Origin of the sequence: Pseudoalteromonas sp., assembly GCF_036960685.1 — a bacterium.
Taxonomy (GTDB): domain Bacteria; phylum Pseudomonadota; class Gammaproteobacteria; order Enterobacterales; family Alteromonadaceae; genus Pseudoalteromonas.
In genome coordinates this window covers 111697-135914 of the sequence record NZ_JBALXK010000007.1, presented here as the reverse complement: position 1 = coordinate 135914, position 24218 = coordinate 111697, and the positions used below count along the sequence as shown (strand labels likewise).

Sequence of the window (24218 nt, the reverse complement as noted above, 5' to 3'; positions counted from 1 at the left end):
AATGCGAGATTGGATTAACTAGACTAGGCTAATAAGAATGCAGCTATGCAGTTTTAAAAGTGGTAAAAGCATAGATCCAGAGAGGTTAAATGAAGTATTTTATAGCGATTTATTTAATTTTATACAGTGGGCTTGTTATGAGCTTAACCGCGCCTAAGCCCAGCGATAGGATCACTGTTGCTGTTAGCGCGTCTTTGCCTCCTTATGTCTTTAGTGAAGACGATACCGGTTTACAACTGCAAATTTTAAAAGCCGCTTTTAAAGATCAAGGTATTACTAATTTGGATATCGTTTACATGTCCAACAAGCGATCTGGACAGTCGCTTGAACAAATGAGTATTGATATTGCAATGAATTATGCCGGAGCTGCAAATTCTGCGATTTACTCAAGCCAGAGTTTATTGGCTTATCAAAACGTAGCGGTTAGTTTAAAGAAGAATAACTTTAAAATTAATAGCGTGTATGATCTCTCTGGTAAGAGTGTGGTTGCCTTTCAACATGCTACTGAGTTTCTGCCAGCACCATTTAAAACATTAACAACTAAGTTACGCTCTTATGAAGAAGTGGTGTATCAAGCAGCGCAAGTTGATCACTTAATGAAAGAGTGGGTTGATGTGGTCGTATTAGAAAAGCGAGTATTTTTACACTATTTGCAGCAATATAAACAAACTCATCAAATTAAGCCCATCACAATTCATCCTATATTTCCTGAAGCACCTCGCCCGGCTTATTTTACCAGTAAAGTGCTACAAGAGATTTTTGATATGGGACTGACCCATATCATTGAAAATGGCGAATATAGTAAAATTATGGCGTTTGATGGCAGTGATTACGCGCAGGTTGTTGCACCAAACTCAATCGAATAACGCAACGGTTTGACGAGTGAGTGCCAATAATTCTCCAGCTTGTGACCAAATGCAGCCATCTTCTAAACCGTAACCATCTTTGCAGTGATGTGTTATTGCTTCAAAACCAAGCCACTCACCAGCGCTCAATTGAGGCGTTTGCACAAATTCTAAATACCATGACATGCTGCTGGCAGGCGCGGGTTGGCTAAACATTTGTAATAGAGTCGGTGGCCATGCATCTGTCAGTGCAATGATATGAGCTTCACTAAGCTGAGCTGGTGACTCTTTTAATTTCATCCAACCGCCTAAATGCGAAGTTTCAGCCGCCGTAAACGGCATACCGCCTTGTTGCGGGCATAAATCAACGTGTTGAAAGAACTCCGGCATTGCCCCAGCTTGAAATGGCAAAGTGTAACGTTCATTAACCGGTTTAAGGCTCATCATTTTTTTAACGGGTACGTTGATTGCAGAATCACGGGATTTTGCAAAACATGCTTGTACAACCACACTCACTTGATCATTTTGTACTGCTTTGGCTAATACCTGAGTACTGCTTTTTCCTTCGCGTAACACTTCGATGATCATTGAGAAATCTGTATCCGCTAATAAAGGTCCCACAAAGTTGGTACTAATAGAAAGTAGGCGGCGACTTGGTTCTATTTGTTGACGCATAGCTTGATAAAGTAGTGAGGCAGATAAACCACCAAAAGCAGTTCGACCTTGGCACCAGTTGGCTGGGAACTGCATGGTTGCAGTTGCTTGTTCAGGCGATGGTAATTTGCCAATAAGTGTGGCTTGTTGCAGCAATTGATCAAAGTGCATGATGATCCTTATAAGGTGTTTTTTATTTGTTGTTAATTTTATAGCACATAAAAACTAGTCAGACCAGTTGTTAAAAGCGGGGTGGTTGCTGCAAAAAACACCATTACAGTCACTTATTCAGGCTTTTTGCAAAATAAATTACAAAAAATCACTTTTTTTTCATTTTTACAGTTGAATTAAGTTTGGGGCATCCCTATTTACTAGTCATCGAACGTATTAATGAATTTTGAAGTTGGAGAAGTTTCATGGGTAGAATTATTGGAATCGATTTAGGTACTACTAACTCTTGTGTTGCAGTACTAGATGGCGGTAAAGCACGCGTAATTGAAAACGCGGAAGGCGATCGCACTACACCATCAATTATAGCGTATACGCAAGATGGTGAAACACTTGTTGGTCAACCTGCTAAGCGTCAAGCAGTGACAAACCCAACCAATACATTATTTGCGATTAAGCGTTTAATTGGTCGTCGTTTTGAAGACGAAGAAGTACAACGCGATATCGGCATCATGCCTTTCAAAATTATCAAAGCTGATAATGGCGATGCATGGGTTGAAGCCGGCGGCGAAAAACGCGCTGCACCACAGATTTCAGCCGAAGTATTGAAAAAAATGAAGAAAACAGCTGAAGACTTCTTAGGTGAAGCTGTAACTGAAGCGGTTATCACTGTTCCTGCATACTTTAATGACTCACAACGTCAAGCAACGAAAGATGCGGGTCGTATCGCGGGCCTTGAAGTTAAACGTATCATCAATGAGCCGACAGCTGCTGCTCTTGCATACGGCATGGACAAAAACAAAGGCGAGAACATCGTTGCAGTATACGACTTAGGTGGCGGTACTTTCGATTTATCAATCATTGAAATTGATGAAGTTGAAGGCGAGCACACATTTGAAGTTCTTGCGACAAACGGTGACACTCACTTAGGTGGTGAAGATTTCGATAACCGTGTTATCAACTATTTAGTAGCTGAATTCAAGAAAGATCAAGGTTTAGACTTAAAAACTGATCCACTTGCAATGCAACGTGTAAAAGAAGCAGCAGAAAAAGCAAAAATTGAACTTTCATCAGCACAATCTACAGAAGTAAATCTTCCGTATGTAACAGCTGATGCAACAGGTCCTAAGCACATGAACGTGAAACTAACACGTGCGAAGCTTGAATCACTTGTTGAAGACTTAGTACTTAAGTCAATTGAGCCACTTAAACGTGCGCTAGCTGATGCTGATTTATCAGTAAGTGACATCAACGACATCATTCTTGTTGGTGGTCAAACACGTATGCCACTAGTGCAAAAAACAGTAACTGAGTTTTTTGGTAAAGAGCCACGTAAAGATGTTAACCCTGATGAAGCCGTAGCCGTAGGCGCAGCAATTCAAGGTGGTGTACTCGCTGGTGACGTTAAAGACGTACTATTACTAGACGTTTCACCACTGTCTCTTGGTATCGAGACAATGGGTTCTGTGATGACAGCGTTAATTGAGAAAAACACGACGATCCCAACTAAGAAATCGCAAACATTCTCAACGGCTGAAGATAACCAAGCTGCGGTAACGATTCACGTACTTCAAGGTGAGCGTAAACGTGCTAGCGACAACAAATCTCTGGGTCAATTTAACCTAGAAGGTATTCGTCCTGCACAACGTGGTACACCACAAATCGAAGTTACTTTTGATGTGGACGCGGATGGTATCTTACATGTATCTGCAAAAGATAAAGATACAGGTAAAGAGCAAAAAATCACGATTCAAGCATCTTCAGGTCTAAGCGACGAAGAAGTTGAAAAAATGGTTCGTGATGCAGAAGCGCACGCAGAAGACGATAAAAAGTTTGAAGAGCTAGTTGCAGCACGTAACCAAGCAGATGCGTTAGTTCATGGTACACGCAAGCAAATAGAAGAAGCTGGCGATGCACTACCAAGCGAAGACAAAGACGCTATTGAAGCAGCTGTTGTTGATTTAGAAGCAGCCATTAAGAGTGACAACAAAGAAGAGATTGAAGCTAAAACTCAAGCTCTAGCTGAAAAGTCACAAAAACTAATGGAAATTGCACAAGCTAAAGCACAAGAAGCTGGTGGCGAAGGCGATGCACAACAGCAACAATCTACTAAGCAAGATGACGATGTAGTTGATGCTGAGTTTGAAGAAGTGAAAGACGACAAGTAATTGTTGCTAGCGCTTCACCTAACCCAAAACACGATGACTGATATCGTAATTTAAGTTAGGATGAACAACTTAGGCGCGCAGGCACAAGCTTGACGCGCCTTTTGCATGTAAAGACGTGCATACAATAGCTTTAAAAATTCAATGGTAAATCGATAAGATTTATCGGTTTATCCGCAGCAATGCTGCAGTAGCAAAAAGAGTAGTGTGATAGATATGTCAAAACGCGATTATTATGAAGTCCTTGGTGTGGCAAAAGATGCCAGCGAAAGAGACGTTAAAAAAGCGTATAAACGCTTAGCGATGAAATATCATCCAGACCGTACCGCAGGCGATAAAGAACTTGAAACTAAGTTTAAAGAAGTAAAAGAAGCTTACGAGATCCTCACCGATAGCCAAAAGCGCCAGATGTACGATCAATATGGTCATGCCGCCTTTGAACAAGGTGGTGGTGGTGGTCATCATGGTGGCCACGGTCAAGGTGATTTTGGTGATATTTTTGGTGATGTGTTCGGTGATATTTTTGGTGGTGGCGGTGGCCGTCGTCAATCACGTCAACAACGTGGTGCCGATTTACGTTACAACATGGACTTAAGCTTAGAAGAAGCGGTTCGTGGTAAAGAAGTTGAAATTAAAGTTCCAACCTGGGTAAGCTGTTCACCTTGTGATGGCAGTGGTGCTAAAGCAGGCTCTAAACCTAAAACATGTACGACGTGTCATGGTGCTGGTCAAGTACAAATGCGCCAAGGGTTCTTTGCTGTACAACAAAGCTGTCCAACATGTCAGGGTACTGGTCAGATTATTTCTGATCCATGTAATAGCTGTCACGGCCAAGGCCGCGTTGAGAAAACAAAAACTCTATCAGTTAAAATTCCTGCGGGCGTTGATACTGGCGACCGTATTCGTTTATCGGGTGAAGGTGAAGCCGGTATGCATGGTGCACCGGCTGGAGATTTGTACGTGCAAGTCTCTGTGCGCGAGCATCGTATCTTTGAGCGAGATGGTAATAACTTATATTGTGAAGTACCGATTGGCTTTACTACCGCAGCGTTAGGGGGAGAAATTGAAGTACCAACCCTTGATGGCCGTGCTAAGTTAAAGATCCCAACTGAAAGTCAAACCGGTAAAATGTTCCGTATGCGTGGTAAAGGCGTTAAGTCTGTACGCAGTGGTGCCGTTGGTGATTTAATCTGTAAAGTGGTGATTGAAACACCGGTTAACTTAAATGAGCGCCAGCGTGAGCTACTTGAAGAGCTTGAAGTTAGCATGGGTAAGGATGGCTCTAAAAACCGTCCAAAAGAAAAAGGCTTTTTTGATGGTGTAAAAAAGTTCTTTGATGACCTAACTAAGTAACACTTTCGTTATAAAAAAAATGGCGCCAAATGGCGCCATTTTTTATGTTTGTTATTCTTATTAATGGTCTAAGAATAAAAAGTTCTGCCAGCTTTTCATACGGATCAATACTTTACGCATTACTGAAACATGCTCAAAATGATCTGAGTAAACAGCGACTTCTGCACTGGTACCTTTTGGTAGGTTATATTCACTCATATCATCAGTAAGTTTAAGTACAACAACAACTTGACCATTACGAGCAAAGTATTCACTGCCCATTAAAGTACCTTGTGCCTGTACTTGGCCTTCAGCCATTGCTGGTAAAACAGAAACGATTTCACCTGCAAACGTTTTGCCCGGAATTGCTTTGAAAATAAAGTCAGCTTTATAGCCTGCTTTTAATCGTAGTGCAGAGTTTTGACGAAATGAAGCGACAAAGCGCGCTTCTTCATCATGTACAAACGACATAACAGGGCGAAGTGGCATTGGCACTGCCATCATTCCTGGTCGTAAAGTCAACTGGGTTACATAACCATCGGTAGGCGCATAAATTTTAGTACTATCGAGGTTAAATTGTGCTTCTTCAAGACGCGCTTCTGCCTGTGCCACAATGGTCTGCTTACCATTTACTTTAGACTCAAAGGCAATACGTTGGCGCTCTTCTTCAGCTTGAGCCGCTTCATAGCTTGCTTTTGCTGCGTAATAAACACCTTTCATATTATCAACGCTGCCTTTCGAGTAAGCGCCTTTTTTAGCACCTTCTTGATAGCGCTCAAATTCTACTTTACTACGCATATATTCAGCTTTTGCACGCAACGTACTTGCTTGCGCAGATTTATAAGATGCCTCTAGTCCTTTTGCTGCTTGAATTGCGTCTTGCAATTGCGCAGTAGCTTCGTTGACTTTTGCTTGATATGGTGTGTCATCAATACTAAACAGTAAGTCACCCGTTTTTACTTTTTCATTTGGCTTAACTGAGATATTGGTCACGATACCGCGTACATTGGGTACTATTGGTGTGGTTACATATACATTTCGAGCTATGTTAGCGTGGGGATGGTTATAATTCATCACTAATATAAGCGTACCAATTAGTACAATACCACCTAAAATTGCGGTGGGAACGGTCCACTTAGTTAGTGGAATATTAAAAATTCGAAATACCGCAATACACAGTGCGGCGTAAGTTAGTATTAACAGTAAATCCATTATGCGCTCTTATTTTTATTGTCGTTTAGTTGTGTTTGTAGGTTTTCAACAGTTGCTGTTAATTGTGCTACTTTATTTGCAAGTTCATCATGCTCTTGTTGTAAATGGTTAAACCCCCAACCACGATCATCGCGCCATAGCGTTGCCCAAATCCATAAAAATGGCCATAAAACATGTAGCGTAAATAAGCTAACCCAACCCGCATAGTGAATTGCATCTAGATGAGGGTGGTTACGTTTTTTGGCTATTTCGTAAGGAATATCGTGCAGTGCGATAATGCCATAAAATAAGAAGATACCAACGAATACTAATATTCCTAGGGCAAAGTAATCTAAAAACATTCAGCGTCCTTTTTTTAGTTGCTCAGATTGAGCGAGAAAGTAGTTGCTATAATGCCAAAACTAACAGCACAGCGCACTTATTTATGTAAAAAAATGTAAGAACAGTGCTTGTAGTAGTTCAAGCGTAATCTGCGAAGACATAAAACCTAGTTTTGTTTGCTGTACCAGCATGATTGCTGTGCATTTTGGCTCAATTAATGCCTTTAATTACTTGCTCGACTATTGTGCAATTACTAATAATTTGCTGGGTGATAATTTTACCCTTCATTCGCGCTAGATCAATTATCGTTAACTTTACTGTTGGTGCTATTAGCACTAAGTTAAGGCGGTAATCGCAAGAAATGGCATACTTATCGATATGATAATTAGTCTCACTTGCATGATTGAATAATCAGCGTAAAATCAGCGCCATTAATGTATTTAGTGAAATGAGATGGCATGGTAACGCTCGATAAATTAGTAATTGGCCAACATGGCTCAGTAGTAAGCATTGACCCCAATGCCAGTTTGTTACGTCAAAAGTTACTTGCTATGGGTTTAACACCGGGCGCTCCGGTGCAAGTATTACGCTTTTCTCCGTTTGGCGACCCTATGATCGTCAAAGTTCGTGGTACTGTACTGAGCCTTCGTAAAGCGGAAGCAAAATCAATTAATTTGGAACCGGCAGTATGAATCCAAACATTGCCGTTATCGGTAACCCTAACTGTGGTAAAACCACACTCTTCAATGCATTAACTGGCAGCAAACAAAAAGTAGGTAATTGGTCAGGTGTGACTATCGACAAAAAAATTGGTCAATTTAAAGTGGCTGATCAACATGTTGATTTAGTGGATTTACCGGGCACCTACTCTTTAGATGTAAATGCGCAAACTCCACTGGATGAAAAAATTGCCCGTGATTATGCCCTCAGTGGTGAATCACAATTGATCATTAATATTATTGATGCATCAAACCTTGAACGTAACTTATACCTTACAGCCCAGTTGCTTGAGATGAAAATACCGTTAATTGTGGTATTAAACATGGTAGATGTAGCAAAGCGCAATGGTTTAACTACCGACCCTAAAGCGCTTGAAAAACGTCTTGGTTGCCCAGTCATTGCGTTAAGTGCGAATAATAAAAAGGATATTAGCGCGTTAAAAGACTGCATTGCGCAGGGCTTAAAATTTAAAAAAGTATCTGCACAACAGCCAAGTTATGATGAAAAGGTAACGCAGGCGGTTAACAATATAACCGCGAGCTTAGTAGCGAGCAGCACGCCTTTGGCTAACGTCGATAGTCAGTGGCTAGCCCTGCGATTACTTGAGCAAGATGAAAGCTGTTTTGGTTATGCAGATCAACAAACCCTATCAGTGGCTGAAGCTGAGTTTTCACAATTTGCCGATCATCATGAACTTGATGTGTTGTTTGCCAATGGCCGTTATGAGTTTGCTAACCAACTGGCTGAACTGACGCAAAACAGTAAAGGCATCGCCAGCGAAACGATCAGCGATAAAATTGATGCGGTGATCATAAATCGCTTTTTAGGGATCCCGATTTTTTTAGCAATCATGTACTTAATGTTTACCGTTGCAGTGAATGTGGGTGGGGCATTTATAGACTTTTTTGATATTGCGGTCGGTGCTATTTTAGTAGATGGTTTTGGCCAGCTGCTTAGCTCATTAGGTTCTCCTGATTGGCTTCGCGCTTTACTAGCCGATGGAGTAGGCGGCGGTATTCAACTAGTTGCTACCTTTATCCCTGTGATTGGCTTTTTATACTTTTGTTTGGCCTTTATTGAAGATTCGGGCTACATGGCGCGAGCTGCGTTTATTATGGATAGATTAATGCGTGCCATTGGTCTGCCTGGTAAAGCGTTTGTGCCATTGATTGTGGGCTTTGGCTGCAATGTGCCCTCAGTAATGGCAACACGCACCTTAGAAACGCATAAAGACCGTTTACTAACGATTGCTATGTCGCCATTTATGTCATGCGGCGCACGCTTAAGCGTGTATGCGTTATTTGTAGCAGCGTTTTTTACCACTAATGGTCAAAATTTAGTGTTCGCTTTGTATATCTTGGGAATTGTGATGGCGGTATTAACAGGCTTAGTGCTGAAGAATACCTTGTTTACTCCCACGTTAACGCCATTTATTTTAGAGTTGCCGGCATATCACATGCCAACCGCAAAAGGGGTTCTTTACAAAGCATGGGAGCGCTTAAAAAGCTTTTGCTTACGCGCAGGTAAAACCATTATTGTGGTGTTTGTGATTTTAAAAATATTGAGCTCAATTGGCACCGACTTTACTTTTGGCAATGACAACACCGATAAATCAATGCTCAGCGAAATTTCTAAAGTGGCCACGCCAATCTTTTCACCAATTGGCGTTGAGCAAGATAACTGGCCTGCAACCGTGGGAATATTCACAGGGGTATTTGCTAAAGAAGCCGTAGTCGGTACTTTAGATAGTTTATATTCAAATTTAGACGGCGCAGCGCAAACTCCTAGTGAAGATGTTAATGTTATCGATAAAGTCGCTGAAGCATTTGCCAGTATTCCCGCTAATTTAGCTGATGTGTTTGCCAACTTACTTGATCCACTGGGCTTGAATGTCACTAATGTGAGCGATAAAAGCACTGCCGCAGTTGATCAACAAGTGAATGTCTCTACTTTTACTACCATGGAAAACTTATTCAGCAGCCAACTAGCAGCATTTAGTTACCTGGTATTTGTACTTTTATACACGCCGTGTGTGGCTGTAATGGGTGCTATGTATCGTGAAGCAGGGATGAAATGGATGTTATTCGTTGCGACATGGTCAACTGGCCTTGCTTATATAACGGCTTCAGTGGTGTATCAAGTGGGTAACTTTAAGCAAGCACCGATGTTCTCGACATTTTGGTTATTCGGCTGCGCTGTGGTAGTTGCATTCGCTGTTAGCGCTATGCGTATCTATGGTAATAAAATGGCTGCTAAAAGCCGTTTGATCCCCGTAGTGAATATTATTTAGTGCGCACATATAATTGTTAAAAAAGAGTACCTTGGTACTCTTTTTTTTGGTAGTTTAAAACGCCTAACAATAAACAGGGGATAGCGATGACACCGGCAACGCAGCTTTTAAAAAAACACCGAGCCAGCTTTGAAGTGCTCAGTTATGAACATGATGCCAATGCGCAAAGCTTTGGTTTAGAAGCCGTTGAAAAGTTAGCTTTACCGGCAGAGCAAGTATTTAAAACCTTAGTACTTGAAACTAACGCACAGCAGTTAATTGTGGCAATCACCCCAGTAACACAGCAAGTAAACTTAAAATTGTTAGCAAAAGCCTGTGGCGCTAAAAAAGTGCAGATGGCAGCTGCGCAAAAAGTCGAAAATAGCACCGGTTATATTCTCGGTGGCGTAAGTCCGCTTGGGCAAAAAAAGCGCTTAGCAACCTACCTTCATAATAGTGCACAGCAATTCGATACTATTTATGTGAGTGCAGGCAAGCGCGGGCTTGAAATTGCACTTGCCCCATCAATATTGCTAAACCTAACTTCAGGCCACTACGCTGACTTTTGATAAACATCCTTAGCATCACAAAAGCGCGCAATAAATTCAGCATGACTAGGTTGGGTTAACACGGCATTCTCAATCGCTTTACTGCCTTGTTGTAAGCTTTGGGTGAGCTTATTACTATCGAGCGAGTCAAGTACTGGATTATATCGCGAAGGCATCACCTGCATGCCATTAAGTACCGCATACCAACTCGTTGGTTGAAATAATTGTTCAGCCGCTGATGTTAATGTGCCCGCGACTTTAAATATAGCTAATTTTTGTTGCAAACTTTTAGGTATTGCCATCGAAGCACAGTCTCGCCAAAATGCCGTGTCATTTCGCGTTGTAGTGCAATAATGCAGCACTAAAAAATCACGGATCTCAAGGTAGTCTTGGTGAATACGGCGATTAAACTCATCAATAATGACTTGATTAGTGTCACTGTTATCGGGGAACATCTTAATGAACAAGGCTAAACTTTTTGATACTAAATGAATTGCAGTAGATTCGAGTGGTTCGATAAACCCTTGCGCGAGGCCTAAGCTCAAGCAGTTTTTTATCCAAGCTTGTTTACGAACCCCAGTTTTAAAAGCGATTACTTTGGGCTTGGTGAGTAGCTCACCAGTGACACTTGCAAGCAGCGTATCGATTGCTTGTTGATCATCACAGTATTTATCACAAAATACGTAACCATTACCCATGCGATGCTGTAGAGGAATATGCCAGCTCCATCCTGCGTTTTGTGCTTTTGACACAGTATAAGGACTGATTGTTTTAGTGTGAGTGGTTTGTACCGTTACAGCCCGATTACAGGGGAGGTACTCGCTCCAATCATCAAAACCCGCATGCATAGTTTGCTCAATTAAGAGGCCTTTAAAGCCGGAGCAGTCAATAAAAAACTCCCCTTTAATAGACTGTTGATTAACACACACGTCAGAGATATTACCGCTGCTATCTTGGAGCACATCACTAATGATCCCTTCAACGCGTTTTACGCCATTATTTTCGGCAAAATTTCTTAAATAACGCGCCATTAAACCCGCATCTAAATGTAAGGCAAAGCGGGCGCTTGCCAGTGGCGTATTGTGCGCTTCATGGGGTATAAAAAACTTATTCTGCTGGGCCAATATAGCCTCTACAGAATGCGCCATTAATGGCGTTGTATCACCCTCGGCGGCGGTTTTTAACCAGCATTGATAAAAATCGTGACCGTCGATATTACGGCCTAACGTACCAAATGGGTGGAAATAAGTATCTCCTTTGCTGTGCCAATCTGCAAATTGAATTCCGAGCTTAAAAGTGGCTTGCGTGTGTTTGATAAAATCAGCTAAATCAATGCCGATACTTTCTAAAATGGCGATAAGCGGCGGAATAGTCGCCTCCCCAACACCAATAGTGCCAATCTCATCCGATTCAATTAATGTAATATCAACAGATTGATTTTTAAATGCGTAGCTCAATGTCGCGGCTGCGAGCCAACCAGCGGTGCCACCACCTGCAATGACTATTTTTGTTATTGGTTGTTGGGTTAATTGCATTGTGATTATTTACCTTGTTTAAGAGCAAGCGCTTTTAGTAAATTTACTTAAAAACTCACTGTGTGCTGGTGTTTGCTGAGTAAGTGTTGCCACTGTGTTTTGCATAAAGTTTAATTGTTCTATAAGGTACTGCGCAGGCATGTTATCGGCACGCGGATGATACTGTTCAGGTAAGTAACTAAACCCATCAAAAATCGCCAACCAACTGTCTTTACCAAACATTTCCCACGCACGTGGTAGCACGTCGCCGGTATCTTTAAATGCCTGCATTTTTTGCGCTAACGTGGTTGGAATATCCATATCGCGGCAATATTGCCACATTGCAGAGTCTGTTCGTTGATTTAACTTATAATGCAGAATAATAAAGTCACGCACATGTTCGTATTCAAGTGCTGTGATGTCGTTAAATTGCTGTTGCGTCTGCTCAGTGTATTGCCCAGTTGGCAGTAGTTGTTGAATACGCGCAATGGCTGTTTCAACTAAGGAAATACTGGTGGATTCTAGGGGTTCTAAAAATCCCGCAGCTAAACCAATGGCTATGCAATTGCTTTGCCATGCTTGTTTGCAACGTCCTGGTGTGAAAGATAGTGCTTTTGGTGCGTTGAGCATGGGCTCAGTTAACGAGTCAGTGAGGGCGCTTAGTGCTTGTTGATCACTACAAAATTTGCTCGAGTAAACAATGCCGTTACCCGTGCGGTTTTGTAACGGGATTTTCCATTGCCAGCCAGCGCTATGGGCTTTGGCAATGGTACGAGTGGCTGGTTGTTTATTGCTTTGCGTTTGTACTGCAAATGCGCGATCGCATACTAACCACTGACTCCAGTTTATGTAGGGTACGTTTAAAGCTTGTTGTAGTAACACCCCTTTAAAGCCCGAGCAGTCAATAAAAAAATCACCATGTAACAGACTATTATCTGAAAAAACAAGCTGACTTATGTGCTGCGAATGTTGCTCAACGGTTACTTGTGCTACTTGTTTATCAATTAACTTAACGCCTAGCGATAGGGCATGTTTTTTCATCAAATCAGCGAATAAACTGGCATCAAAATGATAGGCCCAATCGAATACTTCGAGCTGGTTTGCAGGTTTTTTATGTTGAGGAGAAAACTTATTCTGCTGCGCTAAACTGGCGCCTAATGAATATGCGCTTAGGGGAACTTGGTGACCGTGTTGTTTGGCGCGTAACCAATAGTGATGAAAGGGCACGTCTTTGGTACTTTGCCCGTACAAACCGAACGGGTGTATAAAACGAGTACCAATTTGATACCAATCTTGGAACTCAATCCCTAATTTACATGTTGCATTGGTTGCTTTAATAATATCCTCATCGCTGTAACCTAGGGTATTACAAAAGCGTCGTAATGTTGGAATGGTTGCTTCACCAACTCCCACCGTGCCAAGCACGGAAGATTCAACTAAGGTAATCGTGATTGACTGATCTTTAAAGTGCTGACTTAAAGCTGCTGCAGTCATCCAGCCGGTCGTACCACCACCAACAATGACAAGGTTATTTATTTTTTTTAGTTGCGAGCTATTCATTACCGGACTCTTATTATAAGTATAAAAACCGCTAACAAGCTTGTTAGCGGTTTTATTGTTTATCTTACTAGCTAAAAAGGCGACTAGAAGGTAATACGAGTACCCAATGTCCAACGTGCTTCATAAACATTCTGGAACGCTTTTTGTCCCGAAAACTCTACATAAGTTTGTTGGATTTCTTCAGTAATATTTGAACCATTGATATACACAGTAATGTTCTCATCAAAGTGGTAGCTCACATTTAAATCAAGTTGCGCATAATCATCTTGATACAGCGACTGACCACCTGTTGAGGCGCTCCCTTGCGTGATCAAACGAGGGCTTCTAAAGTTATAAGCTAGGCGTGTTGAGAACGCATCTTGCTCATACCACAATACAAAGTTATAGGTATCTTTTGACATACCAACGAAAGGTAAGTCATTACCGTGAACATCTTTGCTGTCTTGAGAGCTATCGCTGTATGTATAGTTTGCATCGATACCAAAATTATCGATAAAGCTATTAGTCGCAAATACGTCACCAAACGCTAGTTTAGTGCCAACTTCGTAGCCTGTTACGCTACCGCCATTGCCTTGTACGTTGGCTGTAAATGGCCATGGACCACGACTTACACCATCAGAATCGGGTTCATCAATCATCACGGTTGAACTTTCGGTGAAGCTCTCAATTTCAATATCATAAGTGGCTACGTACATCATTGATGCTTCACCCATATACCATTCAGCAGAAAGCGAATAGTTTTCCGAGCGCCAAGGGTCAAGTGCAGGGTTACCGTTTAATGTACCGTTAACGACCCGCATACAGCCACAACTGTCATCAAATACTGAGCCAACAGTTTTACCCGCGCCCCACTGATCCAAATTAAGTGGTTGCATGTTTTTAGACCATGACGCACGTAAGATAATATCGTCTGTTGCTGAGTAAGCTAAGTTTACAGAAGGTAGGTAGTCGGTATAGCTGCGATCCGTAACAGTATCACCAATATCAGGGCCTAACCCAGAATGCGGAAGGTTTGGACCGACGAGGTTTTGTTTTACGTATAGATTGGTTTCGACCACTTTCATACCCACATTACCGCTTAGCGCTTCGTACTCAAAATTAGCTTGTACAAAATAACTTAATTCGTCTAATGCAGCATCGTAAGTTGAACCACCATTTTCAGTACGCGCGACATTACCAAACACATCTTCATGGAATTGACGAGGATCACGGAAGTTGCTTGGGTCAATAGACCAAACACCTGGAATACCTGTTACTCCCCCAAAATTTGTTTGCCATGAAACTGAAGCATGTTGATCTAGGCGAGTTGGGGGTAATAGGCTGTAGGGTGTCCACGTGCCGTTAACCATTTCACCCGTACCTTGGACTTGGTAGCAAGGATCCCCTTCGCCAGCACCGTTGTATTGTTGGTCAACCGCTTTCCACTGAGCGATGTCACAGCCATCACCAAAATCAGACGTATAAGTAAACTGGTCGTGATCTACTTTACGCTCAGAATAACGCAGACCAAAATCAACACTGGTTATAAATGGATTATCTTCAAGGGCATAATTCCATTTGGTGCTAAAGGTATTGATTTCACCTTCGTCGTCAGTATTCCCCTCAGAAGAAAATGCACCGACGTGATAGGAGTCTAAATCAGCCATGTAGTCAGCAACACTGCGCATGCCTTTGCCACCATTGACCATTTGATCAAATCCGCCAAATGCAGGATGCGTTCCTGCTGCATCGTAGGTAATAAAGAAGTCATTTGACTCTATACCTTGTGAATATAGGGCGTTACAGCCACCCTGATCACCTATGATTGCTTCACCACTGTTGCAAAATTCAGCAGGATTTAAACCGCCAGGGCCTGTAACTAAGCTTCCTTGGTCGATACTTAAGATGTCGCCTTCACCATATCCGTGGCGCATTTTAGCAGTCGCACGAGCAAAAGTGGCTCTTACTTGCCCCGTTAAGGCGCCACCATTGTCATAATTAAGTTCTAGGTTAAAGTTTTGCGACTTTTCTTCGTTACCATTGGCTTGTGTGAATGATTGCATGCGATAAGGACGCATTTTAAACGCATCAACACCTTGCCACGGGTTGCCCTGTGCATCAGTGAATGTGTCACCGGTTGAGTTAGTTGCATAGGCGTAGTTAGCGTAAGTTTGCCAACGGCTATTATGGTTAAAGCCTCTACGTGCATTAAAACGATCTTGCTTTGTGTAAAAATAATCAGCAGTTAATTCAAAACCTTCGCCTAAGTCTGCTTGAAATGAAAACTGCACGGCATCACGTTTACGTTCTTCGGTTTTATTGAATGCCGTAAAACCATGCGGAATAATATTGTAAACTTCGCCACCTTCAGCTGGTTGTTCACCCCATGTATGGTTGTTTTCAGTCCAGCCTAAGCCACCGTTTTCTGAGGTATCATTATAACCATTGTAGTCACTGGCTAAGTTTGCTTCAGATGTAACTGCTGAGAATAAGAAACCCACTTTGCCGTTGTTATAACTCAGTAAACCATTAATATTAGGATCGGTTTCGTCACTGATAGAGCCGCGAGTGATTTCAGCACCACCTGAGACAACCCAGCCTTCGTCCATATCAAATGGGCGACGCGTTTTTAAGTTAACTGAACCGGCAATACCCGCGGCACTATTACTCGATGTGGCTGACTTATACACATCTACCCCAGAGAATAACTGTGATGGTAAATCACCGAAGTCAGCTCCTGAACTATCGATTGTCGTCGCACTAAGAAATACTTCGCCATTTAACGTGGTATCCACTTGTGGTAAACCGCGTATAGCGATTGGACCACCTTCACCAGCTACTCGTTCAATTTGCACACCCGTAATACGTTGCAGTGAATCAGCGATAGTAACATCGGGTAATTTACCAATATCTTCAGCTGCAATGCCATCTACTTGCGATGCTGCAAAGCGCTTGGTGTTAATTGCGGCAACGGTACTGCCGCGAATACCTCTTACTTCGATGACTTCTACATCATCTTTAGTCTCTGCGGCATTGACTGAAAGCGGCGCTATACCACTTAACAATACGCTTGCAATACTTGTTGCAATTAGACTTTGTTTAAAATACCTACCAGACATAAAGAAACCCTTTAATTATTAATATTATATTTCGGTAGAGAACTCATTTTGCTTCATTCCCAATGTTAGGTTGTCACAGGAGGGGCATTAAAAGTTGTGATTTTCTATCATGTTTTGATATTTTTATATCAAAAATTCGTTGCGTTAATTAATGGTTGGTTTTAATTGTTAATTTCACGGTTTGTTTTTTGTGGTTCACTATGACTATTAAGTTAGCATTAAAGTATTCATCGCTTATTTTTCCATTATTCTTTCATTTCAGCGTACATGTGTAAGCTGTTTTTATTCAATAGCTTAGATCTTGCCAATAAAAATAAATTGAAAAAACTGTTAAAAATTTGCTTAGAGCAATTGATCTAATCTAATTTTTATGACGTAATAGAGGTATTGTTATCTGGTCGGATGAGTTAATCATGAGTTTACGCACAAAATTAAAAAAAGTATTACCAAGTATTTCTATCACTGAACAAGAAGCCCTCGATGCGGGTGATGTGTGGTTAGAAGGCTCTATCTACCAAGGTAAGCCTGATTTTGACGCTTTACGCGCAGTACCTGCTGCGGTTTTAAGCGCAGATGAGCAAGCATTTATCGACGGCCCATTACAAGAGTTACTGGGTATGATCGACGATACTGAAATTCAAAACGGTATCCACTTACCTGACTATATTCTAGATTTTTTGAAAAAAGAACGTTTCTTTTCATTGATCATTCCTAAATCGTTTGGTGGTTTAGAGTTTAGTCCGTACGCAAATTCAACGATTGTTGGCACAATCGCCACTAAAAGTTCTGCGGTTGCGGTAACTGTAATGGTGCCTAACTCATTAGGTCCTGGTGAGTTATTACTGCATTTTGGTACACAAGAGCAGCAAGCGCATTATTTACCGCGCCTTGCGAATGGCCGTGACATCCCGTGTTTTGCACTAACTAGCCCTGAAGCTGGCTCTGATGCTGGTGGTATTCCAGACTTAGGCACAGTGACTAAAGGCATGTACAACGGCGAAGAAGTACTTGGTCTTGAGATCACGTGGGACAAACGCTATATCACGCTAGCACCTATTGCTACCGTACTTGGTTTAGCATTTAAAGTGGTCGATCCTAATGGCCTACTAGGCGGTAAAGAAAACCTCGGTATTACCTGTGCGCTTATTCCAAAAGAGCATCCAGGTGTTGAACTTGGTAACCGTCACGATCCTATGGGTATCCGTTTTTATAACGGGACTACGCGCGGTAATAAAGTATTTGTACCAATGGACTTTATCATTGGTGGTCAAAAGAATATCGGCCGCGGTTGGCAAATGCTGGTTAGCTGCTTAGGTGCTGGCCGTGGTATTTCATTACCGGCATTAGGTGTTAGTTCATCTCAGGTAGCATTTAAAGGTGCGTCTGAATACGCAGCAGTACGCGAGCAATTTGGTTTAGCGATTGGTCAGTTTGAAGGTATTCAAGAAAAGCTCGCTGATATTGCAGGTAAAACCTACCTACAAGAAGCGATGCGTGTACTAACAACTGAAGGTTTAGGTATGGGCTTAAAACCGTCAGTCGTCACTGCAATTGCAAAATATCACATGACTGAGATTGGCCGCGATGTGCTTGATTCAGCAATGGATATTCAAGCGGGTAAAGCGATTCAAAACGGCCCGCAAAACACCCTTGCCAGTGGCTATGTAGCACAACCGATTGCAATTACGGTAGAAGGCGCAAACATCCTCACCCGTAATCTGATGATTTTTGGTCAAGGTGTGATGCGTTGTCACCCATATTTACAATCTATGGTTGAGTCTATTCACAGTGAAGATAAAAACGCTGATAAAGAATTTAACAGCATCTTGCGTAAAACTGTGGGCTACAGTGTTGCTAATAGCTTACGAGCATTCCGCTTAGGTGTTTTACCGTTTACTGCAGGTGCTAATTCACCACTTCCTGAAGTGCGTGAATATGAGAAAGCAGCACAAAAATTATCAGCAAAACTAGCTGTATATGCTGACTTCTCGTTATTAGTATTGGGTGGCAAGCTTAAACAAGCAGAAATGTTATCAGCCCGTTTAGGTGATGTAATGAGCTTCTTATATGCGGCAATGGCGTCTATTAAATATTACGAGCAAAAAGTAGCAAGCAGTGAACGCGAGCAAGCAGCGCCTTACTTCCATTATGCTACACGTTTTGCACTACAAAGCGCTGAAGAAGCATTGCACAAGTTTTTAGATAACTTCCCAGCAAGTGGCACACGTAAGTTTATGCGTTTTATTACCATGAATTACTCAACTAAAATGCCAAAAATTAGCGATAATTTAATTCGTGAATTAGCAGAGCAAGCACAGCTTGATACTGCCTTTAAAAAGCAAATTACGCATTTAGTTAAGCCTGTAAAAGGTGATGGTCATTACATCAACGAGCAAGCTTACTTAGCTAAAATGGGCTGTTTAGAGTTACTCGCAAAAGTGAAAAAAGCACTGCGTGCAAAAACAATTAAACCAGGTATTCGCTTTGCATTAACACTTGATAATGCACTTGTTGCAAGTGTTATTACTGAAGAAGAGTACGCAAAACTAATTGATTATAATATCAAGCGTGAACGTGCTATTCGTGTTGATGAGTTTGATTTTGATATGAACTTACTCGACGAAAACGCACAGCCAGTGAATCCACTGAAAAGCGTTGTAAACCAGTAGAGTTTTAATTAATTCAACAATGTAAGCGCCCAGCAGTTCGGGCGCTTTTATCTTTTAAGCCCATGCAATTTTGTGTGGGCTTTTTGTTTTCAGCTTAACATCACTGTATTTAGGTCTATCTAAGCTCTTTAATCTGAAAAAGTTTATGCCATACTACGCACTAGTTGCGTAAACGTTGGTGTGTATGTCTTTTTATCTGCCTTTAATTAGTCTTCATTATAATAGTATTGAAATTACAGAAACAATTACTGCTTTGTGGAGTGGTTGTGGTGAAATAGTGCGTTGTCGTTTGGATGGCAATGCGTGTGTGATCAAAGCGATTAGTGTGCCCGATCACATTAATCATCCGCGAATTTCACAAACTGAGTTTGCAATAAACCGAAAGCGATATTCTTATGAAGTAGAATTTCATTGGTATCAACATTATGCGCCGCATTTACCAGCGCAAGCGCCTGCATTAAATTGTTATGATACTCTAGAACATCGGCAGCAAAAGGTGATGGTATTTGCTGATTACTCAGCGGCAGGCTTTACTAATGCGCAAGTAAATCATCAACATATTGCAGCTATTTTAAAGTGGCTTGGCTATTTTCATGCTTTTCATTTTCAAGTTAAACCTGATGGCCTTTGGCAGCAGGGGAGTTATTGGCATTTAGCTACTCGCCCAGATGAATATGAAAAAATGGCCGACACCGCCATTAAACACCACGCTGATGATATAGATAAAACACTGCGCGCTTGTCATTATCAAACGCTTATTCATGGTGATGCAAAACTGGCTAACTTCGCTGTTAATAGTTCTACTATGGAAGTTCTAGGTTATGACTTTCAATATGTTGGGGCAGGTATTGGTGTTGTTGATGTAATGTATTTTTTGGGTAGCTGTTTAACTGAACAACAATTAGATGATACTGCGGATGATTATTTAGCCGATTACTTTCAGCACTTTAGCAATGCCATGCGGGCGTTTGGTAACAATGAATATACAGCCGCTGTTATTAACGCGTGGCAATCACTATGGCCGGTTGCATGGGCTGACTTTTACCGATTTTTAATGGGGTGGAGCCCAGAACATGCAAAGGTTAATACCTATATGCGCAAACAATATCAAATTACAAAAATAAATTTTGGGAGCAAGCTAGAATGACGAAACAAATTCGCTGGGGGATGATTGGCTGTGGTGCTGTGACAGAAGTAAAAAGCGGCCCGGCCTATCAACACACTGAGGGCTTTATACTACAAGGGGTCACTCGCAGAGATGTTGCACTTGCTGCTGATTATGCAAAACGTCATAACGTGCCGCTGGTTTTTAACAGCGCGGATGAATTAATAGCCAGCAGTGACATTGATGCAGTATATATCGCCACTCCGCCAGATAGTCACTTAGAGCTGGCGCTAAAAGTAGCCGCAGCAGGTAAACCGTGTTGTATTGAAAAACCACTAGCACCCACTTTAGCGCAAAGTGAAGCTATTTTAGAGGCGTTTAGTTGTAAAAATATTCCTTTATATGTAGCGTACTATCGTCGCTCTTTGCCGCGTTTCAATAAAGTGAAAAGCCTTATTGATGCAGGCGAAATTGGTCAAGTACGCCATGTTAATTGGCACTTAAGTAAAGCCGCCAGCGAGCAAGATAAATCAGGAAACTACAATTGGCGTACTGATAAAGTCATAGCCCTAGGTGGATACTTTGATGATTTAGCAAGTCATGGGCTGGATTTATTCGGTTATCTATTTGGTGATTATGAACAGGTTAAAGGCTTAGCTGGCAATCAACAAAATTTATATAACGCGTTTGATGCAATCACGGCTTGTTGGCAGCATAAAAATGGCATTACTGGCTCAGGCAGCTGGAATTTTGGCGGTTTTTCACGTTTCGATGTTGTAACTGTGTATGGTGAAAAGGGGGAGATCAGCTTTAGTGTCTTTGATGAGCAAGTTATTTCGCTGCTTAATGAACAAGGACACGTTCAGTTCAGTATTGATAACCCTGTGCATGTTCAGCAACATCATGTTGAAAATTTAGCTGCAGCACTTTTAAATGATATTGAACACCCATCAACGGGTAAAACTGCAACGCATACCAGCTGGGTGATGGAGCAAATTTTAAACTAGTGACTTGCGGATGTTTCAAACGCATCTTGTAACGCGCCTACCATCCATGACTGTTCTGGTGGTGCAAATATTTGTTTATGACTATTAATGATTATTTGCTGGATTTCTGGCGTTTGTAATGCTTGATCAAATAGCGCAATCGCTTGTTTTCCTTGCTCTGATTGCGAGCAAGCAATAAAGCCAAACACTGCTTGTGTGGTTTTGTCTACACTTAGGTAACGCACATTTTCGGCTTTTGGATTGTTGCCGTGACGGGACATAAAAACGGCACTGTATTCAATTATTGCATCGAACTTATTTTGAAATAACATTTGGCTAAGACGGTACGCGCTAGTTGTACCTCCCAATGTTATAAACGAGTTCGGATGCTTAGCAATATAGTCGTCTATTTCATGACCGTAAGAACGCCCAGAAGTAATGCCGATGGTAAGCTTATATGTGTTTATAGCGTCATTTAAACTAATACTGTCAGGTAGTTCGGGATGATTATAAACGACTAAGCGATTAGCCGGAAACGCCATAATAGGGTAGGTATTAAAAAAGGCGTTTTGTAGGCGTTCGGGGGTTTTGGTTTTATTGAATAAACATACGTCTTTCATGGTGTGTAATTGTTGCCACTCTCTTAATCTACTTGCTGAAATAAAGTTTAATGCAATAGCACCATTGAGTTGTTTTTCAATATCTAGCATGAAGGTGTTGGCAATATTCAGGGGATCGTTATTTATCTGTGATGCAAAGTCGGTCATGATCTGCACTTTTAATGGCTTTTTAGCCGTGGCAAATAAAGGCATACCAGCTAATAAAAAACTGACTATGATCCCAACAGCAAATTTGGTCATAAGATCTTCGTGAGTAAATTTTCATAGTCATTATTATAGTTTAGTTACTTTAAAATATAACAATTATTGCGCTAAATGAGATAAATCGCTGCGTCAGGGCAATTAAATAAACCTTTTTATTGCACGGATCATGCTTTTTTGAAGTCTGATGGAATTTTTTAAGCTAAAATAAGCGCAATTTATTTTTCTTTTAGGCGCTATTATGACTATTCATGTAATTAATCACCCACTTGTACAACATAAACTTGGCCTTATGCGAGAATATGGCATTAGTACTAAGAGCTTTCGTGAGCTTTCATCTGAAGTGGGTACATTACTAACCTACGAAGCGACTAAGAACTTACCACTGGAAAAAGTAGCAATCACTAGCTGGGATGGCAAGCAATTAGATGTTGAACACATCAAAGGTAAAAAAATCACTGTAGTGCCAATTTTACGCGCAGGCCTTGGTATGATGGATGGCGTGATGCAGTTATTACCTGCCGCTAAAGTCAGCGTAGTTGGTTTGCAACGCAATGAAGAAACCTTAGAGCCAATCCCATATTTTGAAAAACTAGTAGGCAAGATTGACGAGCGCTTAAGCTTAGTGATCGACCCTATGCTCGCCACCGGTGGTTCAATGATCGCTACTATCGACATGCTTAAAAAAGCCGGCTGTAAAGAAATTAAAGTGATTGTTTTAGTTGCCGCTCCTGAAGGGGTTGAAAAAACCCTTGCTGCCCACCCAGATGTGGAGATTTTTACTGCCTCGTTAGACAGCCACCTAAATGAAAAAGGCTATATCATTCCTGGTCTTGGTGATGCGGGCGATAAAATTTTTGGTACAGTGTAAACGTGGATAACTCGACCTTCTCAATTAAAACAATTCTAACTGGGGCGCAAATGCTGTTTGTAGCATTTGGCGCTTTGGTGTTGGTGCCACTACTTACTGGTTTAGATCCTAATGTTGCGTTATTTACAGCAGGTATTGGTACTTTACTATTTCATGTGGTTACTAAAGGGCAAGTACCAATCTTTTTAGCATCATCATTTGCATTTATTGCGCCTATTATTGCCTGCGTACAAATGTGGGGAGTGCCTGCAACCATGGGCGGTTTAATGGCGGCGGGTGGTGCGTATATGGTGCTCAGTATTTTAGTTAAACTAAAAGGCGTTGCTGCACTGCATAAAATTTTACCCCCGGTTGTTGTCGGCCCTGTGATCATGGTTATTGGCTTAGCGCTAGCGCCTGTTGCCGTGAATATGGCAATGGGTAAAAGTGGCGATGGTACACTACAACTTATCCCCTATGAACAAGCAATTTGGGTGGCGGCATTTTCGCTATTAGTTACTTTAATATTTGCGGTATGGGGTAAAGGTGTATTTAAGCTTATTCCTATTTTAGCTGGTGTTATTGCTGGTTATAGCTTGTCTTTAGTGATGGGCATAGTCCAGTTTGATGCTGTAACAAATGCGCAGTGGTTGGCCATGCCAGCGTTTACTTGGCCAGAATTTAAATGGCAAGCAGTGTTGTTTATGGTGCCAGTTGCTATTGCACCCGCTATTGAACATATTGGCGATATGATGGCAATTAGCCAAGTAACTAATAAAGACTACCTTAAAAAGCCCGGTTTACATCGCACCTTGTTTGGTGATGGGCTTGCCACTACGGTAGCGTCAATTTTTGGCGGCCCGCCTAACACCACTTATTCAGAAGTGACCGGTGCGGTAATGTTAACTCGTAACTTTAATCCAAAAGTGATGATGTGGACGGCCATTATCGCCATCATTTTAGCCTTTGTTGCTAAAATGGGCGCTGGTTTGCAAACCATCCCTGTGCCTGTGATGGGCGGTATCATGATTTTGCTGTTTGGTTCAATTGCAGTGGTGGGCTTAAATTCATTGGTTAAGTCTGGCGAAGATCTAACCGCACCGCGCAATTTAACTATTGTGGCACTAATTTTAGTGTGTGGTATTGGCGGTATGCACATCGGTGGGAGTGAATTTAGCCTGCAAGGTGTTAGTTTGTGCGCAATTTTAGGTATTGTACTTAATTTAGTGTTACCAAAGGCTGAAAAGCCTGCTTAATAACTGCCCAAACAGTAATTATATTGCACCAAAATAGCGCATTTTAAATGCGCTATTTTTTTAACTCATTAAAAATAAAGGTATTTAAATAGTGGTCTACTAACTGCATTTATCATGTTAACAGT

18 protein-coding genes are annotated in these 24218 nt (G+C 41.5%); 11 read left to right on the top strand and 7 right to left on the bottom strand.

The window, feature by feature from the left end; genetic code table 11:
- Positions 1–89 precede the first annotated feature (89 nt).
- Positions 90–866 (top strand): transporter substrate-binding domain-containing protein, encoded by a 777-nt coding sequence (locus tag V7783_RS08375; protein ID WP_335678338.1) that lies wholly within the window; start codon positions 90–92, stop codon positions 864–866.
- Here the strand turns inward: V7783_RS08375 and V7783_RS08370 are convergent.
- On the bottom strand, positions 855–1670 hold the full coding sequence (locus V7783_RS08370; protein ID WP_335678337.1) for a thioesterase family protein: 816 nt from the start codon (positions 1668–1670) through the stop codon (positions 855–857). The genes V7783_RS08375 and V7783_RS08370 overlap by 12 nt on opposite strands.
- Before the next feature lie 245 nt (positions 1671–1915).
- On the opposite strand from V7783_RS08370, the gene dnaK reads away from it, so the two are divergent.
- Positions 1916–3835 (top strand): molecular chaperone DnaK, encoded by a 1920-nt coding sequence (gene dnaK / locus V7783_RS08365; protein WP_335678336.1) that lies wholly within the window; start codon positions 1916–1918, stop codon positions 3833–3835.
- 213 nt (positions 3836–4048) lie between these two features.
- On the top strand, positions 4049–5185 hold the full coding sequence (dnaJ, locus tag V7783_RS08360; protein WP_335678335.1) for a molecular chaperone DnaJ: 1137 nt from the start codon (positions 4049–4051) through the stop codon (positions 5183–5185).
- A gap of 60 nt (positions 5186–5245) precedes the next feature.
- On the opposite strand, the gene V7783_RS08355 is transcribed toward dnaJ, so the two are convergent.
- Both V7783_RS08355 and V7783_RS08350 read right to left on the bottom strand, forming a co-directional pair.
- Positions 5246–6376: an HlyD family secretion protein gene (locus V7783_RS08355; RefSeq protein ID WP_335678334.1), complete on the bottom strand. Its 1131-nt coding sequence runs from the start codon at positions 6374–6376 to the stop codon at positions 5246–5248.
- The gene (locus tag V7783_RS08350; protein ID WP_335678333.1) at positions 6376–6717 is read right to left on the bottom strand and encodes a DUF3302 domain-containing protein; all 342 of its coding nucleotides are present in this window, start codon (positions 6715–6717) and stop codon (positions 6376–6378) included. The genes V7783_RS08355 and V7783_RS08350 overlap by 1 nt, the downstream gene beginning before the upstream one ends.
- A 438-nt stretch (positions 6718–7155) precedes the next feature.
- On the opposite strand from V7783_RS08350, the gene V7783_RS08345 reads away from it, so the two are divergent.
- The 3 genes from V7783_RS08345 to ybaK all read left to right on the top strand — a co-directional run bounded on the left by V7783_RS08345 (position 7156) and on the right by ybaK (position 10255).
- Complete coding sequence (locus tag V7783_RS08345) at positions 7156–7389, top strand: FeoA family protein (RefSeq protein ID WP_335678332.1); 234 nt, start codon at positions 7156–7158, stop codon at positions 7387–7389.
- Positions 7386–9707 carry a Fe(2+) transporter permease subunit FeoB gene (gene feoB, locus V7783_RS08340; protein ID WP_335678331.1) on the top strand — a complete coding sequence of 774 codons (2322 nt, stop codon included), beginning with the start codon at positions 7386–7388 and terminating at the stop codon, positions 9705–9707. Before V7783_RS08345 ends, feoB begins: the two co-directional genes overlap by 4 nt.
- Positions 9708–9793: 86 nt before the next feature.
- Entirely contained in the window at positions 9794–10255 is a 462-nt protein-coding gene (ybaK, locus tag V7783_RS08335) for a Cys-tRNA(Pro) deacylase (protein WP_335678330.1), read from the top strand.
- Here ybaK and V7783_RS08330 read toward each other — a convergent pair.
- From V7783_RS08330 to V7783_RS08320, 3 genes are all read right to left on the bottom strand, one after another.
- Positions 10240–11769, bottom strand: a complete 1530-nt coding sequence (locus V7783_RS08330; RefSeq protein ID WP_335678329.1) for a tryptophan halogenase family protein — start codon at positions 11767–11769, stop codon at positions 10240–10242. The genes ybaK and V7783_RS08330 overlap by 16 nt on opposite strands.
- Before the next feature lie 18 nt (positions 11770–11787).
- Positions 11788–13308, bottom strand: a complete 1521-nt coding sequence (locus V7783_RS08325; protein ID WP_335678328.1) for a tryptophan halogenase family protein — start codon at positions 13306–13308, stop codon at positions 11788–11790.
- 83 nt (positions 13309–13391) lie between these two features.
- On the bottom strand, positions 13392–16406 hold the full coding sequence (locus V7783_RS08320) for a TonB-dependent receptor (protein WP_335678327.1): 3015 nt from the start codon (positions 16404–16406) through the stop codon (positions 13392–13394).
- 413 nt (positions 16407–16819) lie between these two features.
- Here V7783_RS08320 and V7783_RS08315 point away from each other — a divergent pair, with 413 nt between their 5' ends.
- The 3 genes from V7783_RS08315 to V7783_RS08305 all read left to right on the top strand — a co-directional run bounded on the left by V7783_RS08315 (position 16820) and on the right by V7783_RS08305 (position 21187).
- Complete coding sequence (locus tag V7783_RS08315) at positions 16820–19075, top strand: acyl-CoA dehydrogenase (protein ID WP_335678326.1); 2256 nt, start codon at positions 16820–16822, stop codon at positions 19073–19075.
- A gap of 184 nt (positions 19076–19259) precedes the next feature.
- Positions 19260–20222, top strand: a complete 963-nt coding sequence (locus V7783_RS08310) for a phosphotransferase (RefSeq protein WP_335678325.1) — start codon at positions 19260–19262, stop codon at positions 20220–20222.
- Positions 20219–21187, top strand: coding sequence for a Gfo/Idh/MocA family protein (locus tag V7783_RS08305; RefSeq protein ID WP_335678324.1), 969 nt, complete (start codon positions 20219–20221; stop codon positions 21185–21187). The genes V7783_RS08310 and V7783_RS08305 overlap by 4 nt, the downstream gene beginning before the upstream one ends.
- On the opposite strand, the gene V7783_RS08300 is transcribed toward V7783_RS08305, so the two are convergent.
- On the bottom strand, positions 21184–22026 hold the full coding sequence (locus tag V7783_RS08300) for an ABC transporter substrate-binding protein (protein WP_335678323.1): 843 nt from the start codon (positions 22024–22026) through the stop codon (positions 21184–21186). The genes V7783_RS08305 and V7783_RS08300 overlap by 4 nt on opposite strands.
- 202 nt (positions 22027–22228) lie before the next feature.
- On the opposite strand from V7783_RS08300, the gene upp reads away from it, so the two are divergent.
- Positions 22229–22858: a uracil phosphoribosyltransferase gene (gene upp / locus V7783_RS08295; protein WP_064665066.1), complete on the top strand. Its 630-nt coding sequence runs from the start codon at positions 22229–22231 to the stop codon at positions 22856–22858.
- Positions 22859–22860: 2 nt separating this feature from the next.
- Positions 22861–24093, top strand: coding sequence for a uracil-xanthine permease family protein (locus V7783_RS08290; protein ID WP_335678322.1), 1233 nt, complete (start codon positions 22861–22863; stop codon positions 24091–24093).
- Positions 24094–24218 lie beyond the last annotated feature (125 nt).

Excerpts from the sequence above, each read along its gene's own strand:
- V7783_RS08375 (WP_335678338.1), top strand. The coding sequence starts at position 90 with ATGAAGTATTTTATAGCGATTTATTTAATTTTATACAGTGGGCTTGTT.
- V7783_RS08370 (WP_335678337.1), bottom strand. The coding sequence starts at position 1,670 with ATGCACTTTGATCAATTGCTGCAACAAGCCACACTTATTGGCAAATTA.
- dnaK (WP_335678336.1), top strand. The coding sequence starts at position 1,916 with ATGGGTAGAATTATTGGAATCGATTTAGGTACTACTAACTCTTGTGTT.
- dnaJ (WP_335678335.1), top strand. The coding sequence starts at position 4,049 with ATGTCAAAACGCGATTATTATGAAGTCCTTGGTGTGGCAAAAGATGCC.
- V7783_RS08355 (WP_335678334.1), bottom strand. The coding sequence starts at position 6,376 with ATGGATTTACTGTTAATACTAACTTACGCCGCACTGTGTATTGCGGTA.
- V7783_RS08350 (WP_335678333.1), bottom strand. The coding sequence starts at position 6,717 with ATGTTTTTAGATTACTTTGCCCTAGGAATATTAGTATTCGTTGGTATC.
- V7783_RS08345 (WP_335678332.1), top strand. The coding sequence starts at position 7,156 with ATGGTAACGCTCGATAAATTAGTAATTGGCCAACATGGCTCAGTAGTA.
- feoB (WP_335678331.1), top strand. The coding sequence starts at position 7,386 with ATGAATCCAAACATTGCCGTTATCGGTAACCCTAACTGTGGTAAAACC.
- ybaK (WP_335678330.1), top strand. The coding sequence starts at position 9,794 with ATGACACCGGCAACGCAGCTTTTAAAAAAACACCGAGCCAGCTTTGAA.
- V7783_RS08330 (WP_335678329.1), bottom strand. The coding sequence starts at position 11,769 with ATGCAATTAACCCAACAACCAATAACAAAAATAGTCATTGCAGGTGGT.
- V7783_RS08325 (WP_335678328.1), bottom strand. The coding sequence starts at position 13,308 with ATGAATAGCTCGCAACTAAAAAAAATAAATAACCTTGTCATTGTTGGT.
- V7783_RS08320 (WP_335678327.1), bottom strand. The coding sequence starts at position 16,406 with ATGTCTGGTAGGTATTTTAAACAAAGTCTAATTGCAACAAGTATTGCA.
- V7783_RS08315 (WP_335678326.1), top strand. The coding sequence starts at position 16,820 with ATGAGTTTACGCACAAAATTAAAAAAAGTATTACCAAGTATTTCTATC.
- V7783_RS08310 (WP_335678325.1), top strand. The coding sequence starts at position 19,260 with ATGTCTTTTTATCTGCCTTTAATTAGTCTTCATTATAATAGTATTGAA.
- V7783_RS08305 (WP_335678324.1), top strand. The coding sequence starts at position 20,219 with ATGACGAAACAAATTCGCTGGGGGATGATTGGCTGTGGTGCTGTGACA.
- V7783_RS08300 (WP_335678323.1), bottom strand. The coding sequence starts at position 22,026 with ATGACCAAATTTGCTGTTGGGATCATAGTCAGTTTTTTATTAGCTGGT.
- upp (WP_064665066.1), top strand. The coding sequence starts at position 22,229 with ATGACTATTCATGTAATTAATCACCCACTTGTACAACATAAACTTGGC.